Here is a 16,424-nt window from a genome sequence, read left to right as displayed (position 1 = left end):
GAAAGTCACCGAGATGTAAGTTGAAAACTTTATGATATGGGTAAACCATAACGAAGGAGACTCACATAATGGAGTTTTTAAAAATTGAAAATCTAAGCAAGGTCTACGGCAAGGGTGAAAACCAGGTTATCGCGCTTGACCATGTTTCGCTCACCATCGAAAAGGGGGAGTTTACCGCACTCATCGGCTCCTCCGGGTCCGGCAAATCCACCTTGCTTCACATCATCGGTGGCGTGGACGTGCCGACAAGCGGAAAGGTGTATTTGGACGGGCAGGATGTATATGCCCAAGGCAACGAAAAACTTGCTATTTTCCGCAGGCGGCAGGTTGGGCTGATTTACCAGTTTCATAACCTCATTCCCACTCTAAATGTGGTGGAAAACATCACCTTGCCTATCCTGATGGACAAACGCAAGGTCAACGGGGAACGGCTGAATGACCTGCTCGAAATGCTTGGGCTGCAAGACCGCAAAACCCATTTACCCAATCAGCTTTCGGGCGGTCAGCAACAGCGCGTTTCCATAGGACGCGCTTTGATGAACGCCCCGGCGGTGATGCTTGCCGACGAACCCACGGGCAGTTTGGACAGCCGAAATGGACATGAAATCATCAAACTGCTGAAAGAAAGCAATCAAAAATATCGACAGACCCTTCTCATCGTCACGCATGACGAAAATATCGCCCTGCAAGCAGACCGCATTATCGGCATATCAGACGGCAAGGTAGTGCGGGACGAGAGGGTACGGCCATGAACATTTTCAACAAAGTTACCCTGCAAGGCATGATAAAAAGCCGCACACGCACAATCGTAACGATCATCGGAGTGATCCTGTCCGCCGCCATGATTACGGGAGTCGCTACCTTTGGCGTTTCCCTGCTGAACTATATGGTAAACGGTGCGACCCAGAAATACGGCGGGTGGCACGTCGAGTTTATGGATGTTGATTCCTCTTTCGTACAAGAACGAATTCAGGATGATGGAATTGCAAACACCGCAACATTTGATAATATCGGCTACGCAACGCTGAAAGGCGGGAAAAACCCCAACAAACCCTATCTTTTTGTAGCCGGATTTAGCAAGGAAGCCTTCGATAGCTTACCCATAACCCTTCTTTCAGGCCGATTGCCGGAAAACAGCGGGGAGATTCTTGTCCCGGCGCACGTCGCGGCAAACGGCGGCGTGAAAATCGCGGTGGGTGACACGCTATCGCTTGCTGTCGGAAGCCGAATGAATGGCAACGAGAATCTCGGTCAACATGACCTGTACATGCCTGGGGGCAAGCCGGGGAAGGCCAAAGAAACGCTTGTGCCCAAAGCCGAGAGAACCTACTCGGTTGTTGGTATCTTCCAAAGACCCAGCTTTGAGGAAACCTCCGCGCCGGGTTATACCTTGATCACGAAAGCAGATGCTGGGGACAAAGCGGACAGCTTCAGCCTATTTGTTACGCTTAAAAACCCGCGTGGAGTTGATGCTTACACAAGCAACACAGGCGGAAACCAAGCTTACATCTATAACGATAATGTGTTGCGCTTCATGGGCGTTTCGAGTGATGCCCTTTTCAAAGTGCTTCTGTACACGGTGGGCGGCATTGTGGTCGCCATCATCATGATCGGCTCCATTTTTATGATTTACAACGCATTCAACATCTCGCTGAACGAACGCACACACCAGTTCGGGATTCTCTCATCGGTGGGAGCCACAGCCAGGCAGCTGCGAAATTCGGTGCTATTTGAGGGACTTTGCATTGGTGCAGTCGGCATACCTATTGGCGTTATTGTCGGCATAGGCAGTATCAGGCTTGTGATCTCCGTTGTCGCCGGGAATTTCGAGAACGTTATGTACAGCAACGTACCTTTAACCCTGACAGTGTCCTTCCCCGTAATTGTCGTTGCGGCGGCGGTTAGCATGGTTACGATTCTGATTTCGGCCTATATCCCGGCCAGGAAGGCCGCAAGCACTCCCGTGATGGAGAGTATTCGCCAGACGAACGAGGTCAAGGTTGAATCTAAAGCTGTGAAAACGTCAAAACTGGCGCAGCGTATTTACGGTTTGGAGGGAACTCTTGCGCTAAAGAATTTTAAACGAAACAAGAAACGTTATCGCAGCATTGTGTTATCCCTTGTTTTAAGCGTAGTGCTATTTATATCAGCCAGTGCTTTTGTAACGGATATGAAACAGGCGTCGGCGCGGGCAGTAGCGTTTACTGCTTATGACATCGGTTTGGCCACGCAGGACATGAACGATAGCGAAATGTTGCCGCTTTACGACAAACTAAAAACCACAGGTGGTGTTTACGAAAGCTCGTATCAAGCACTTATGAAGTATTCCTGCGCGGCCGAAGCAAGCGATCTTTCAGACGATTACTGGGAGAACGCGGGTTCACATTCGCCGGACGATACGGTTCATCTGCCAATGGACATCCAGTTTCTTGATGACAGCGCCTATCTGAATATTATCCAAGGCTTAGGCTTGCCCGCAGAGGATTATACCGGGCCAAATGCGAAAATGATCGCCGTTGCCAAAATGACAAACCGCATGAAAGCCAACCGGGAGGAGGAGGTTGACAATTTTATTAATATGTTCAAGAGTTCTTCCATGAATTTCACCATTGCTCCCGAAACAAATGGCGAACCAAAGATGGAACAGAGGCAAAACGTAAGCATTACGTTTGTCGAGACTGTGCCTCCTGATACACTCCCCATCCTGGGAAACTCCGGGCCCCAACATCCGTTCTTTTTTAGGGTGATGGTTCCCTATTCGCTGAAAGAGAAGTTTGAAACCCCCGATACCCATGTAGCTATTAAGGGCTTGACCTTTCGCTCCAAGAATCCCGCACAGTCGGTGGCTGAAATGGAAACGATGATTCAGGTTGCGGGAATTACAGCCGAGTACAAGCTGTACAATGTGTATGAAATGCTTGATGAGAGTCACAATATGATATTCATTGCCAATGTGTTCGCTTATACTTTTATTATTATGATCTCGCTGATTGCGATTGCCAATGTATTCAATACGATTTCCACGAATATCAAGCTGCGCCGGCGGGAGCTTGCCATGCTCCGCTCTGTGGGGATGTCCGACCGCGATTTCCAAAAGATGATGAATTTCGAGTGTGCCTTTTATGGCATGAGGGCGCTCCTCTTCGGGCTTCCCATTGCTGTAATTTCTTCTTGGCTGATTTACAAAGGGATGTTCATCGGCGGGGCGGACAATATCGATTTTGTGTTCCCGTGGGGCAGTATCGGAATCAGCGTGTTCAGCGTGCTCTTTATCGTGTTCGTTACAATGCTGTATGCCATTAGCAAGATAAAAAAAGAAAATATCATTGACGCGCTTCGGGATGATATGACTTGATTCGCAATCGTCTCGAAAGACGCATTAGGCCTTGAAAATACAGAATCCATCCTACACAAGTAATGTAAATTACAAAGGAGTGCTACCCTGCGGTAATAAAAAAAACGCAGTTGTGGCAGATGATGTTTTGCGGCCAAAATGTGGCCATGCGGCGGTTTTGAAATAACAATCAAAACCGCCGTTTTCCTTTTTCAAAATTGGAAATTCGGAGGGTGTATTAAAGTCGCCCTTTTTAAGGATACGGCGGTATCTTAGGAGGTATCGCCATGATGACTGATATAGAGCCACTTGTCATTGAGGCAATCAGAGAACTGATTAAAAATCAAGATTTTGCAACGGAAATCAAACCGGCTTGAAAATGAAATTGACAGTCTGCCGGAAGATGCTCGTTTTAGGGAACGCAAGCTCCAGGATATGACCCTTCGCCTCGATGGACTGTATGACATCATCGTAGAGCTTGAAGAAAAAAAATCTCTAATTTCTTCGCTAATCAAAGAAATAGAGATTTTTCCATATGATGAGGCTGATTGCCTTTGAAAGTCTATTTTATTCAATTTTCCTGTTTATAAAGACGGTGGAGATGTTTGTGGGTTTTTGTTGGACAAAAGTACGCACGTCTCAATATGTATAGGAACTACTATGGGAAGACAAAGACTGAACCTCGTTCCTATCATTGGAACACAATTCAGCAGTTCTATGTTTGCCCCTTGCATTTTTCCTTTGCGGCTTAAATCGGCTGCCATCTACATTGTTTTTTAATCCTGTTTTATATACAAAAGTAAGTTGCGCTGGGTCTTTGTTTCCATCTTCATCATAACCGCCTACGATAACTTTTTCAACAATACTTTCAAAAACATAGCGGTCAAATTCAGATAAGACCTCGTTCTGCTCCAACGTCTTTTTAAAATCCCGTAAACGGCGTTTTATATCCTTTTCATTCGCAGCGGTTTCCTGTAACTTCTCTCTATCTTTTAATAATTGTTCCTGCTTCTCTGTAAAAGAAGAATATTTTGCTTCATAGGAAGCCTTATCAAGGGTATCTTCTAACCGCATATCCACCAGTTTACTTTTCTTTCTTTCAATGGATTCAATTTCTTTATCCAATTTAGAAAGCTGCTTATTTACAGTGCTGCTGCTTAATGTATCGTCCATTCTTTGCAAAAATTCATCTAATATGTCTTTGTTATCATCACATAACAGACGGTAACTTTCAAGAAAGGCTTCCTCTATGGCTTGTTCAGGAATCCCTTTGCTGTCAGGACAATATTTTTTGCCCTTTTTCGTAGCAGCTACACATTGCCAGATAACCTTGCTATATTCGGAACTGCTGTGCCAGTTACGCCTAGACAATGTACTACCACAAAATCCACATACCAGCATACAGCTAAAAGTATATTTCCGGCTATATTTTTCTCTTTTACCATCGCCGATTTTTCCTCTGTTTTTGTTTCGCCGATTCAAGATTTCCTGTGCTTTTTCAAAGACTTCCTCACTGATAATCGGCTCATGATGTTCACGGATATAGAATTGGTCTTCTTCCCCCATATTATCTAATCGCCGTTTGGAAATTGGGTCAACGGTAAAAGTCTTACCCAGTAATAAATCTCCCTTATACTTCTCATTTTTTATAATGCCAAGAATGGTAGAGGGTGCCCATGAAGAGCTACCGTATTTCGTTACGTATCCTAGATTCTCTAATTCCTGTCCTATCACGGAGCCCCCAGCCCCTTCAATATAGCGATTGAAAATGTAGCGAACAATTTCAGCTTCTTTCTCATTGACTGTGATAGTCTTATCTTCTTTATTGTAATCATAACCTAGACACCCTTGAAAACCTACCAACTCACCACGCTTCATCTTCATTTTCAATCCCTTTTTGACATTTGCAGATATATTTTCAACTTCCTGCTGTGCAACGAAGCTAAGTACTACTAAAAGCAGTTCTCCGTCCATTGTTAGGGTATTGATTTTTTCATCTTCAAAATAAACAGCAATATTCTTTTCTTTCAGCATACGGACATATTTTAAGGTGTCCAGCGTATTTCTAGCAAATCTGGAAATAGATTTTGTAATGACCATATCAATATCGCCATTCATGCAATCATTTATCATTCGCTGAAATTCTTCACGCTTTGTAACCTGTGTTCCAGTAATTGCTTCATCAGCATATATATCAACAAAAACCCATTTTTTTGTTTTTCTTAATCAAATCCGTATAGTATGCTTTCTGTGATTTATAGCTGTTCAACTGGTCTTCACTGTCTGTACTAACTCATAGGGTATGTAGTTTTCATTCCTCTTGCTCCTCCATAAATTTTTTAATAAAGGCTAGTCCGCTTGTTCTGTGACGATAAAGAGTAGAACGGTTCAGCTTTAGCAACTCTGCGATTTCTGTGTCATTCATATCCATAAAGTAATACAGTAGGATAATCTCACGCTTCTTGTTCGGCAAATTACGCAATGCTTCACTTAGCAAATAGCTCTCCACACCAACTGTAAATCCGTTGCATGTGAACATCTGAAAATCTGTTGAATAACTGTCTACGACTGAAAATTGATTAACAAGGTAATCACCCATATCGGAAAATGATATTTCTCGTTTGGATTGTCTGGACAGAATTTCCATGTAATCCTTGCGTTCATCGTCCATAGCACGCTTGCAAATGTAATCAAACTGATTTTCAATAGTAGTTTGAAAAGATGATGGCTTCATAGTATCTCACCCCCTTTCTTGCTATGAAAGGGAGTGGGTTACACTCTTTTGTCCCCTTTCGCACTAAGTCCCGACACGAAAGGGCTGCCAGTTGCATTTTCCACAGGAAAACTTTTGAAAATAACGCAAAAATGCCCGACTGCATAGCACAGTCGGGCACAAGGGAATTATTAACAATTATGTGATGATGTGTGTGTTCATATTGATAGTCTATGCAACTTGATGCTTGCAGTAAGTGCGTACAGCAAGGGAAAGAAATACAGGAATTTCAATTATCGCTGCCGTCATTATCACATAAGGCGACCACACGCTTACTTGACCAATATGCAGGTAAGCAAAGCCTGTCAGTTGATAAAGCAAGCTGTTTTGCATACCGATTCCCCCTGATGGCAAGATAAAAGTAAGCCAATTAGCTCCAGCTGAATAGGTAAATATCGGGAGCAGACACATTACAATAGCAATCAGGATAACAGAAATTGAATCCTTGAATTTGGCTGATAAAAATAATGTGAAGCTGATAGTTGCCAGTAAAGAAAGAAGTCCTCCTATTGCTAAGACAATTTGAAGCTGTCCTAAATTAAACGCAGGCAGACTGATAACGGAAAATAACATCTGCATTGATGTTTTCATGCACTCCGTTCCGAATGCGAGATTTGAAATGAGTAAATGCAGTGAAATACATATGATGAACGCTACGACAAAAATGGTCAGTGCAGCCATTATTTTTACAGTTGCCAATCGGGAGCGCCCATGCTTTGTGCAGCGCAAAATACTATCCGAACCCGTTTGATATTCATTGGAAAACGTGGGTGTAGCGGCAGCGGTACATAGAATGACAAGGAGAAAAATAAAAAGCACAATATAATCAAAGGCGTCCCTTGAATATCCGGGATAAAACTGAAAGGGCGTTTTTACCTCTGTATATTTTTGCAGGGCTTGTTCCTGTGCAGAGGGGTGTTCTTTTTGCTCCATCTGCATAATTTCTTTCAAATGCTGTACCGTTTGTTCATAAAAACCGTCTAATTTATCGGAGGAAATCTCCATCAAACTTGTTCCCTGACCAGTTTTGGGGTCAGAAAATGCTTCGGGCAGTCTGCCTAAAAGTGCTTCTACCGGAAACACTTTTTCCATGTAAATCCCTGTCGGGAAATCTCCGCTGTAAATACTGTCCTCTCCATATGGTTGAACAGCACTTTGATAAATGGTTAAAGCCTCTTTGAGCTTTTCCGGGGTAACTTCTCCGTTACCTGCAAAACGGAGCGACTTTTTATAAGCGATCGCATCCAAACCATTTAACTCCGCTACTTTGTTACCGTTTTCGTCATATTGATTGATGTCCTCGAACATAACGGGCAGCCAAGCCATTACGGCGGACATTACCAGTGCAATCAGCAATAAAACAATGGAGCGGCGTGATTTAAGCACACGCTTTACTTCAAGCAAATAAATACGCATAGATTATTTTCCCTCCTCACTAGTTTCCTCTTGCGGGAACAACCATAAATATAAATCCTCCAAACGAGGAGGAGCCATTACAGAATCGCTTGTTTTCGCTTCATCTGCCAGATAGCGAATAGATACATGATTATCACCCTCACTGCGTTGATTAATAATCCGCAGCTGCATTTCATACATGGGCATTTTATCGGCAGGAACAATGCAAGTCCAAACTTTTCCCACAACTTGTTTTACTAATTCGTCTGTTGTTCCTACATCAAGAATTTTCCCGGCTTTCATAATGGCATTTTTGGTGGAGATATACTCAATATCTGACACGATGTGTGTTGAAATGAGTACAATCCTACCATGTGAAAATTCGGAGATGAAATTGCGAAAGCGCACTCGCTCCCCCGGGTCAAGACCAGCTGTCGGTTCGTCCATAATCAGAATTTCAGGGTCATTCAGCATTGCCTGTGCAATTCCTACCCTACGTTTCATTCCACCGGACAGCTTGACAATTTTTTTGCTTTTCACATTGGAAAGGGTGAGCGTGTCGAGCAAGCTATCAATCTTTTTTCTTGTTTCTCTTGCCGGAACATCTTTCAGTGCAGCAACATATTCCAAGTAGTCTTTCACCGTAAAATCCTGAAAAAAACCAAAGTCCTGCGGTAAGAAGCCAAATAGATTTCTGTATGCTTCTCCCATCGTATGAATGTCTTTACCATCATAGAGGATTTTCCCACTGGTTGGATTCAGAATGTCCGCAATCATACGCATGAGAGTTGTCTTACCGGCTCCGTTGGCTCCAAGCAGTCCCCATACACCAGGTGTAAGGCTTAAGCACACATCATCAACTGCGGTTTTATCCTTAAACTGTTTCTTAAGGTTTGTAATTGTCAGTTCCATGTCACTTCTCCTTTTTCTAAATTACAACGACAAACGTCCTTGTTCAGTTTTATTGTACTGAACAAGGACGTTTCAAACTTTAATATGAACAGGATAAATTCCTAAGAAAATCCTAATATCCGATTGATGTTTTCTTAAGACAAAGCCGGCAGGGATACGGTAAATGTAATTGTGTCATTTTCACTTTGAGCAGAAATTTCACCACCGTGTAAACGGATAATTTCGTCTGCGATAGACAACCCAAGCCCTGCGCCGCCGGTATCTGATTTACGAGCATCGTCCAAACGGTTGAATTTATCAAAAATAGAGGAAAGCTGATCGGACGGGATAGTTGGCCCGTGGTTTTCAAATGTGACGGTAATCGTATCCTTATCCGCTTTTGCAGAAATCATAATTTCTGTATTGGGATAGCTGTATGCAGCTGCATTTTTGAGAATGTTGTTAAACACTCTGGCTAGCTTTTCAGAATCGGCATAGACCGTCAGGGTTTCCTCTGCGTTAAGTACAGCGGAATTTCCCTTAGCAGATAAGACAGGATAAAATTCATCAATGAGCTGTACAAGCATATAGTATAAGTCAACATTTGCTTTTGTCAGTTTGATTTGCTGTGTGTTATACCTTGTAATCTCAAAAAATTCATTAATGAGTTTTTCCAACCGCATAGATTTTTTCAAAGCGATACCGATATATTTTTCTTTCTGTTCTACGGGCATGTCGGGTGCTTCGTCAAGCAAGCTCAAATAACCGATTACAGAGGTGAGTGGTGTGCGAATATCGTGTGCAAGATACATCACCAATTCGTTCTTTTTGTTTTCAGCTTCTTTTACGGCTTGCTGGCTAAGTAGGACAGCCATTTTAATTTGGTTCATCTGTTTTTCCATATCTTTTAGTGGTTCCGACAATTCAATAGTGTTGTCGTTTGGCTGATACACGGTTTTGGTAGCATTGATGACCTCCTGCAAATATCCCCAAGGCTTTTTCCAGTAATGATGAAAGATACAGCAAAAGCCAACTACCAAATACAAAAAATAGATGACCTCAATTCTAAGATGAAGCCACGGAAAAAATGTATTTGAAAATTGACTAAATCCATAGTCAAATATTATTGCCAAGATATAACCAATCAAGGTATAGAGAATTAAGATAATGTAGAGCTTAATTCTCAACTTCTTTTCTATATCGTTTTTCTTCAAAGTTATCACCTCTATCCTTGCAGTATTTTTAATTGGATAGTAGCAATACAGCCATCAGTCCCAAGAATAACACTGTAACGATTCCTGCAACAACTGAAATTACCGTATCTATTTTCTGCTTATCTTTTACCACTTTCACCAAGAGAGCATATAAGGCAATACCAATGATACCGCCTGAACTATTGGTTATTAAATCCGTAATATCTGTACCACCGATTGAAAGAACAAACTGCATGGCTTCCAAGACAAGGCTTGTACCAAAAATGATAAGGAATTTGCTTCGCAGCTTCATTTTGGGAGCCAGCATAGACAACAAAATTCCAAAAGGAATAAAAATCAAGACATTGTCCCTGACTTCCTTAATATGAAATTGTTCTCCGGCAGCAGTAGAATAATGAAAAGGTATTAAGTTGACACTTCTTGTATGGTCGATATTGCTTAATGAAAATTGCAGTTTAAAGAGTATAACCCATACCAATATAACCAAATAAAATATGAATAACATTGAAATAATGATTTTTAAGCGTTTTCTATTTTTCTCCATAACATAGTTTTTCCTTTCCAGATGGTATGTGGCAGTTAAATCTTATATCCCACACCCCATATTGTTTTGATATATTTGGCTTCATCTACGGTATCACCTATTTTTTCCCGCAAATGCCGGATATGAACGGTAATGGTGTTATTGCTTTTATTGTAATATTCATCCTGCCATATTTCATGGAACAGCTTCTCGGAGCTTACAACAATTCCCTTGTTCTCCAACAGAATACGAAGTATAGAAAATTCCGTTGGTGTCAGCGAGATAGGCTTTTCTTTTAGCAGGCATTCATATGTTTCGGTGTTTATTTCTAACCCCGAGTAAGACAGAACCGTTCTTGTTTCTGTTTCCTGTTTGGTAGAATTGTATTTTTGATACCGACGCAGCTGCGCTTTTACTCTAGCAACCAATTCAAGAGGTCGAAACGGCTTTGTGACATAATCGTCAGCCCCTAAGGTTAAGCCCGTGATTTTGTCGGTTTCTTCATCTTTGGCGGTCAGCATAATTACTGGAAAAGTATATTTCTCCCGAATTTTACGGCAAAGGTCAAACCCGTTTACTTCGGGCATCATAATATCCAGAATAGCAAGGTCAAGCTCTGTGGTTTCTATGCAAGCAAGTGCTTCACTTGCGGAATAAAACTTAAATACTGTGTAGTTTTCATTTTGCAAATAGACTTCTATCAAATCCGCTATATCGTGTTCATCGTCTACAACAAGAATTTTATCACTCATGGCGGGTTCCTCCTTTCAAACATACCTAAGGTATTTTATTATTGTATCAAAGTAGTCTTTCCTATTTATAATTTTTAGCATGAGAATTTATGACCTTATTTCTAATTTTATCACCCTCACCTGTGAAGACGATATGCTTGAAAAAGTGCCTAAAACTAAGGATTTCTACGTATCTGCTCGTTGTATCAACACGATAGTCTCCACATGTGTTGAGTAAGCAGAGTCAACACATACAATAACAATTAACGGGGATGCCTAAACCCGTTTAATGCCAAAAAGCAGGGAGCCTTTACTTAGATATAGCAAGGAGCACTACCAGTAAAAATCAATATGCATGCATAAACCTCCGAGGTTTTTTCAGGCTCTCAAAGGTTTATGCATCTTTTTGATTGTTAACAATCAGTCTAAGCGTAGGCTCGATCTCCTTAAGTTTAAGTGAACCTTTATCCATGGTACAAAGCATTTCGATAAACTCTCGCGGTACACCACTCTCATTGATAATTTGCACCTCATTTTTAAAATTATCTTGGAGCAACATTTTTATACCTTTATTCAAAAGAATCGGTTTTGGAACCGTTATCACATCATCAAACGGCTCCTTTGATCTCATCTTGTGAATGGTCATTTGCTTCAATAAAGAAGTATATCTGCTCTGATCAATTATCCCTAATTCTTGAGCTCGATATAACATAGCTGCGATTGATACTTTCCAATATTTTTTCAACTCTATAAAGTGAATCAACTTTGTGGAAGTAACTGTCTTTGCAAATGCCTCTGCAGGTAATAGTAATGCTGATGCAAAGCGATTCGCCTGATGCTCAATAATCTTGAATTCCTCTCTTGAGAGGATATCCTGGTTGTGAATATGATTGTGCATCAAGCGATGGCCAATTTCATGAGCCGCATCAAATTGTCTTCTTGCAGCAGACTCCTTATCATTCCCTAAGAAAATATAAGGACGCCCCTTTCTGGATTGACAGAACGCGTCTACCTTCAAGCTCTCCATATCAATAGAAAAAACAACAATACCGTTTCGTTCCATAAGATTAACTATATTATTGATAGGATTTTCTCCAAGTCCCCAAAACTGTCTGACATTCTCCGAGAGAAGCTCTATTGAATCATCATCCCAGTCAGTTTGATCAAATGAAGATAGATCAGGTAAGTTCAGTTCAGGAAATTCAATGTACTTTTGCAGATAATCATATATATATCCAGCAAGCTTTGATTTATTGTATTGAATTTCCTTATTTTTTTTTGTTACTGCTGCAGATGCCCTAAAGAAAGTATTACCTATGATATGTTCTTCATAAGTCTTATAGAAAAAACTCTTAGGGAAATCCAACTCCCGTATAATTCCCATCATCGTACTAGGTTTTGGTTCGTTTTCTCCCAGCTCGTATTGAGATATAGCTTGTTTAGAAAGGCCTACTCTAGATGCGAGTTCATTAATACTTAGACCTCTTACTAAACGAGCTTCTTTAAGTCTAGCTGGGATGATTCTCTGATCTTCCTTAATCATATTACTTTCCTACTTTCATACTGACGGATCAAATTTCAGCTTTAGAGGAATATCCTCGTCAGTTTGATGCGCTGTCTCCTTAAACGGTATCTTGATATCGTCACTGTTCTCATAAACATTAATCGGCGTAACATTATCTAAACTATTACTTAATACCATACTCGTAGTATCTTCTAAAAATATCCAGTCCGTATGATCAGGCAGTAATGCGCCTTCTCTGATTGCACCATTATGTGGATCATATACAACAATTAGACCAAAGGGATAATTCTCCGTACCCAACGGATGCATTGCCCGCTGGTATTGAATATCGATATCTGGGGAGTCCTCAGGTAATCCTTCCTCAATTAACCTTGGGATGTTTGAGACAGAAAAGTTCATTCTGTACGTACTTGCACTGTCAAACATGTCTTTTTTAGTTGCTAATGGTAATACAAGAACAGATATATTTCTTAGCTTTTCTCTTAATACTATGTAGGGATGGAATCCCGACTTTTTCTTCTCAAACTCGATTTGCAGATGCGGATGTTTCTCAATAGAATTCATTACCTCTGTGTTAACAAGGTCATAACGGTTTTTGGGAATTGAAGTATCTGTTACTATATCAGAGAATAGTTCTAGGTATAGCTGATGTCTCTTAAATCCTGTTTTAATACCCTCACATATAACTGTTCTCTGCTCCAAAAGAAGCATACATTTTTGATATATATCCATACTCATAAATTGTCCCCCCCCTTTGTTGATGCCCTTGATACTAAGATATACCAAAACTATATTTTTGTCTAGTTAGGGTTATATTTATTTTATTTTTGTAAAGTTACACCTCGTTTTACGGTTAATTGTCAACCCACTTAACCAATTCGACTTCCTAGTATTCTCATAAAAATAGAGCTGGATAAAACTCACAAAGGAGATTTATCCTGCTCTTGAATATACCTCTATGTTTTCTGAATCGTCTTAACTATTACAAAGAATCTGTAGGCCGGCTTGGTATCTCAGCAATAAAAAGTCTCATTCTTTATTTTGTAGATACTGTTGTTTTATACACAAATGCAGTTCATTCATCTTTACCTTGCATCATCTTGTTAACCCAATTGGTCAGTCTACCTGATTTATTTTCGGCAGCATACCACTTACCGTTAACAGTAACAACCGCACACTGATCAGTCAACAAATGAAATGTATCTTTTTCAAAAGTAATCAGTCTCTTCCCAGAAAGACTCTTAATAAGGTCTTCTAGTCTCGCACCTTTTTGATCCAACCATTTTTGGAAGCCCGGTTTCTCTGTATTAAGCTCTTGATGTACGCAAAGCCAATTGATTATGAACCACTCTACCTCATCAAGTTCCGCGGGCTTCCACTCCCAAAATAAAGGCTCATGATCTAGTCCTTCTTTTGGGATATAAATATAATTTGTCTCCCAACCTATTTCATCATCGCTTCTTTTAGCCTTAGTCCGCAGAAAAGGATGGAAAGCTTCAAAATCAAGATCTTCGCCAAAGATATCATCGCTAAGGTTGTATCTATAGCTCAGCTTTGTCCAAATAAACTCTAGAAGCATTAAAAAGGGATTATGTGTTGTTGAACCATAGAAATTCCAGTTACCTTCCCTATCTAGTGGACTTATATAAGGCATAGCATCCAACTTTGCTATAACACTATTATTACATATAATAAGATCGGGAAAGATAGTTGGACTAAATCCCCTAATACCTGAGTTTTTTTCTATATATTTGTTAAACGCTTCTCTTAGGGCAAATTCAGATGAATATCCATAATAACCAAATACTATTCTCACCGGCATCATTTCTTCTATTAACAAACTGTGATAAATCATTTGTTCATGTAAAGGCAGTTCTGTCACTTCTTCATAGTCAGGAAGTTCTTTCTGTACTATATGTCTAAACGCATCTCTAAACGCCTTCATATTTAACAACTCATTATTGGGTTCAGTAATTGAGTATATTTTCCGCATTTTATCATAAGCATCTATCAAGTCATCTTGATACAAGTTTTTCTTAACTTCTAGGACCGCAATTACTTGAGAGAGATCATATATAAATTTGCCCGTATACGGAATGGATTCGCCTTCGCCCTCTACTATCATACAGTCTATTTCATTACTAAATTCATCTAATTCATTCCGTATTTTCCCGGAGACAATCCTTATATCTAATCCTTTAAATATAGCTTTATTCAGGAGACTCGCTGTAAGTCCTTCATACATATCTCCAATTGTAGGCCCATGCTTAATTATACTGTATTTTTTCAATAATTCTTTTTCCTTGATCATAAGAGAATTCAATAGATCGGCCACTGTTGTAATCAATTTAATTCACCTCTTACCTGTATTATACTTCCAATATTCTACAGCCCTTTACCTCTCTGCTATTTTCAACTACCTTATCTTCAGATAAAACCCTCTGGCACCTCCTCCTTCTCCCGAGTATCCCGCTTAATCATACTCTTGCTAAACACAACTTATCTCATGGTGGGTCCTCAACATTTCAAGCGCACTATCCATACGCCTCTTTAGAGTAACCTTGTGCCCTCCCCCCCACTTTTTGTCTAGCAATCGCTTTACTAGACTGAGTTGCTCGTATTCAAAAAAAATCAGGTAGAGCGATGTCCAAGTTCGAGGATCTACGTTCAGATTATGAACCAAAGATCTTGGAAGCGGTGAACTTTCTCGAAGCGAGGTGAAATGGTGTTGAGTTTGGGCCGAAAAAAAGGGGTTCCTTGTTGATTTGAAGGGTTGTTGGGTAGTCAAGATAATATACAGGCAGTGGATTGACCACTGCCCTTGATTTAGACAAACATTTTTTGCATCAAGCCCTTTTTCAATTCAATGAGGGATGTTTGTTTCTCAAATTCTTTTTCGATTTTGGAGCCGATTAGTGATAGGTTGGAAGCTATTTTATGTTGTTCTTCAAGGGAAGGAATGTGTATGATTAACTTTTTAATAATGTTTGCTGACAAATTTCCTTGCCCTCCTTGCAGGTAAGTACTTAAGATATTTTGTTTATTGTTATCTAAGAAAAGTTTGATAAATTTAGTATCGTGTTTGCTTCTGATACATAAAATCGCTTGATTAATTGCTCCTTCTAACTTGGAAATAGCTGTGTCACCACTATTTGCTCCATACAATGCAACTAACAGGTCACCAACCCTTATCATTTTAGCTGACGAATTATTTAACCCCGTTTTATTTATTCTTAGTTCCGTTGAATTACTATTAATCTCAGCAGATCGAATAAAAGGTATATCCCCATTATAAAAATTGCTGTTAGTTGACGTAGGGGTACCTCCAGAGAATGTCTCGACAATATCCCCTAGGTACCTCTCTTCCCACTCAGGGAATTCCTGCCCATTCTTATCTTTAAATCGTATCTCCTGCGAGAAGATTTTCTTCATCATACCCTTTTTGAACTGTTCCAGTTGTTTGATCTTCTCCTGCTGCTTCACTATCTTTTGGTCGAGTAGAGAGAAGAAGGTAGCTATTTTATGTTGTTCTTCAAGAGAGGGCATATAAAGACTGACACTATTCAGTATTGTTTGACTTACGTTATACCTGGTACTTCCACCAGCCTTAGACGACACTTGATCTCTAGCAGATGATGTGTCCAACAGTAATTTTAGAAAGTATGGATTGTATTCACCGACCTTTTTCCCCCGTATTACAAAACCACCGAATAACGCATATTCATTTTTATCAAGGTACGTACTACTTTTCCCAACATCTTCACGTGTTTCTGAACTTCTGAGAAAAAGCATATCCCCATACTCTACTTTTGAGACTTCCTCTTGTCTTTCACTTACACTTACAGAGCCAATGACATCATCATATAAAATGTACTCATTATTAAGGATGTCCAATACGTTTATGAATTTTCGTCCATGACCATAGCTATCTTTCGATGCATTTATCCCATTATTAAAGGTTAGTAATGTACTTAACGGCGTTTCATTCCAATCACTATCAAAATCAAAATCAAACCTCAACGCAGGCATACTCATCCC

Annotated in this window: 13 protein-coding genes; 2 read left to right on the top strand and 11 right to left on the bottom strand. The window is 40.3% G+C overall.

The annotated features are described in order from the left end of the window. The first annotated feature begins 68 nt into the window (after nucleotides 1–68). Together B9T62_RS35970 and B9T62_RS35965 are read left to right on the top strand one after the other, a co-directional pair. Nucleotides 69–752: an ABC transporter ATP-binding protein gene (locus B9T62_RS35970; protein WP_087919639.1), complete on the top strand. Its 684-nt coding sequence runs from the start codon at nucleotides 69–71 to the stop codon at nucleotides 750–752. After that, nucleotides 749–3,355, top strand: coding sequence for an ABC transporter permease (locus B9T62_RS35965; protein ID WP_087919638.1), 2,607 nt, complete (start codon nucleotides 749–751; stop codon nucleotides 3,353–3,355). The genes B9T62_RS35970 and B9T62_RS35965 overlap by 4 nt, the downstream gene beginning before the upstream one ends. Before the next feature lie 618 nt (nucleotides 3,356–3,973). Here the strand turns inward: B9T62_RS35965 and B9T62_RS35955 are convergent. The 11 genes from B9T62_RS35955 to B9T62_RS35905 all read right to left on the bottom strand — a co-directional run bounded on the left by B9T62_RS35955 (nucleotide 3,974) and on the right by B9T62_RS35905 (nucleotide 16,421). Next, the gene (locus B9T62_RS35955) at nucleotides 3,974–5,509 is read right to left on the bottom strand and encodes a recombinase family protein (protein ID WP_245864724.1); all 1,536 of its coding nucleotides are present in this window, start codon (nucleotides 5,507–5,509) and stop codon (nucleotides 3,974–3,976) included. Nucleotides 5,510–5,645: 136 nt separating this feature from the next. Beyond that, entirely contained in the window at nucleotides 5,646–6,068 is a 423-nt protein-coding gene (locus B9T62_RS35950; RefSeq protein ID WP_087919637.1) for a sigma factor-like helix-turn-helix DNA-binding protein, read from the bottom strand. Between the two features lie 210 nt (nucleotides 6,069–6,278). Next, nucleotides 6,279–7,523 (bottom strand): ABC transporter permease, encoded by a 1,245-nt coding sequence (locus B9T62_RS35945; protein ID WP_087919636.1) that lies wholly within the window; start codon nucleotides 7,521–7,523, stop codon nucleotides 6,279–6,281. Nucleotides 7,524–7,526: 3 nt separating this feature from the next. After that, complete coding sequence (locus tag B9T62_RS35940; protein ID WP_087919635.1) at nucleotides 7,527–8,414, bottom strand: ABC transporter ATP-binding protein; 888 nt, start codon at nucleotides 8,412–8,414, stop codon at nucleotides 7,527–7,529. Nucleotides 8,415–8,548: 134 nt separating this feature from the next. Beyond that, on the bottom strand, nucleotides 8,549–9,622 hold the full coding sequence (locus tag B9T62_RS35935) for a sensor histidine kinase (protein ID WP_425436723.1): 1,074 nt from the start codon (nucleotides 9,620–9,622) through the stop codon (nucleotides 8,549–8,551). Nucleotides 9,623–9,635: 13 nt separating this feature from the next. Then, nucleotides 9,636–10,151, bottom strand: coding sequence for a VanZ family protein (locus B9T62_RS35930; RefSeq protein WP_087919634.1), 516 nt, complete (start codon nucleotides 10,149–10,151; stop codon nucleotides 9,636–9,638). Between the two features lie 35 nt (nucleotides 10,152–10,186). Continuing rightward, entirely contained in the window at nucleotides 10,187–10,882 is a 696-nt protein-coding gene (gene vanR / locus B9T62_RS35925; RefSeq protein ID WP_087919633.1) for a VanR-ABDEGLN family response regulator transcription factor, read from the bottom strand. Between the two features lie 373 nt (nucleotides 10,883–11,255). Then, nucleotides 11,256–12,404, bottom strand: a complete 1,149-nt coding sequence (locus B9T62_RS35920) for a helix-turn-helix domain-containing protein (RefSeq protein ID WP_087919632.1) — start codon at nucleotides 12,402–12,404, stop codon at nucleotides 11,256–11,258. A gap of 15 nt (nucleotides 12,405–12,419) precedes the next feature. Next, nucleotides 12,420–13,124 carry a hypothetical protein gene (locus B9T62_RS35915; protein WP_087919631.1) on the bottom strand — a complete coding sequence of 235 codons (705 nt, stop codon included), beginning with the start codon at nucleotides 13,122–13,124 and terminating at the stop codon, nucleotides 12,420–12,422. Nucleotides 13,125–13,461: 337 nt separating this feature from the next. Then, entirely contained in the window at nucleotides 13,462–14,733 is a 1,272-nt protein-coding gene (locus tag B9T62_RS35910; protein ID WP_087919630.1) for a DUF6602 domain-containing protein, read from the bottom strand. Nucleotides 14,734–15,212: 479 nt separating this feature from the next. Then, nucleotides 15,213–16,421 carry a restriction endonuclease subunit S gene (locus B9T62_RS35905; RefSeq protein WP_087919629.1) on the bottom strand — a complete coding sequence of 403 codons (1,209 nt, stop codon included), beginning with the start codon at nucleotides 16,419–16,421 and terminating at the stop codon, nucleotides 15,213–15,215. Between the last annotated feature and the right edge of the window lie 3 nt (nucleotides 16,422–16,424).

It is taken from the genome of Paenibacillus donghaensis (assembly GCF_002192415.1).
Taxonomy (GTDB): Bacteria; Bacillota; Bacilli; order Paenibacillales; family Paenibacillaceae; genus Paenibacillus_AQ; species Paenibacillus_AQ donghaensis.
The sequence above is the reverse complement of the archived record's forward strand: the minus strand, read 5'-3'. Positions and strand labels throughout refer to the sequence as shown.

Coding starts and splice junctions, on each gene's coding strand:
- B9T62_RS35965 (WP_087919638.1), top strand. CDS start 749: ATGAACATTTTCAACAAAGTTACCCTGCAAGGCATGATAAAAAGCCGC.
- B9T62_RS35970 (WP_087919639.1), top strand. CDS start 69: ATGGAGTTTTTAAAAATTGAAAATCTAAGCAAGGTCTACGGCAAGGGT.
- B9T62_RS35905 (WP_087919629.1), bottom strand. CDS start 16,421: ATGAGTATGCCTGCGTTGAGGTTTGATTTTGATTTTGATAGTGATTGG.
- vanR (WP_087919633.1), bottom strand. CDS start 10,882: ATGAGTGATAAAATTCTTGTTGTAGACGATGAACACGATATAGCGGAT.
- B9T62_RS35950 (WP_087919637.1), bottom strand. CDS start 6,068: ATGAAGCCATCATCTTTTCAAACTACTATTGAAAATCAGTTTGATTAC.
- B9T62_RS35915 (WP_087919631.1), bottom strand. CDS start 13,124: ATGAGTATGGATATATATCAAAAATGTATGCTTCTTTTGGAGCAGAGA.
- B9T62_RS35920 (WP_087919632.1), bottom strand. CDS start 12,404: ATGATTAAGGAAGATCAGAGAATCATCCCAGCTAGACTTAAAGAAGCT.
- B9T62_RS35945 (WP_087919636.1), bottom strand. CDS start 7,523: ATGCGTATTTATTTGCTTGAAGTAAAGCGTGTGCTTAAATCACGCCGC.
- B9T62_RS35930 (WP_087919634.1), bottom strand. CDS start 10,151: ATGGAGAAAAATAGAAAACGCTTAAAAATCATTATTTCAATGTTATTC.
- B9T62_RS35940 (WP_087919635.1), bottom strand. CDS start 8,414: ATGGAACTGACAATTACAAACCTTAAGAAACAGTTTAAGGATAAAACC.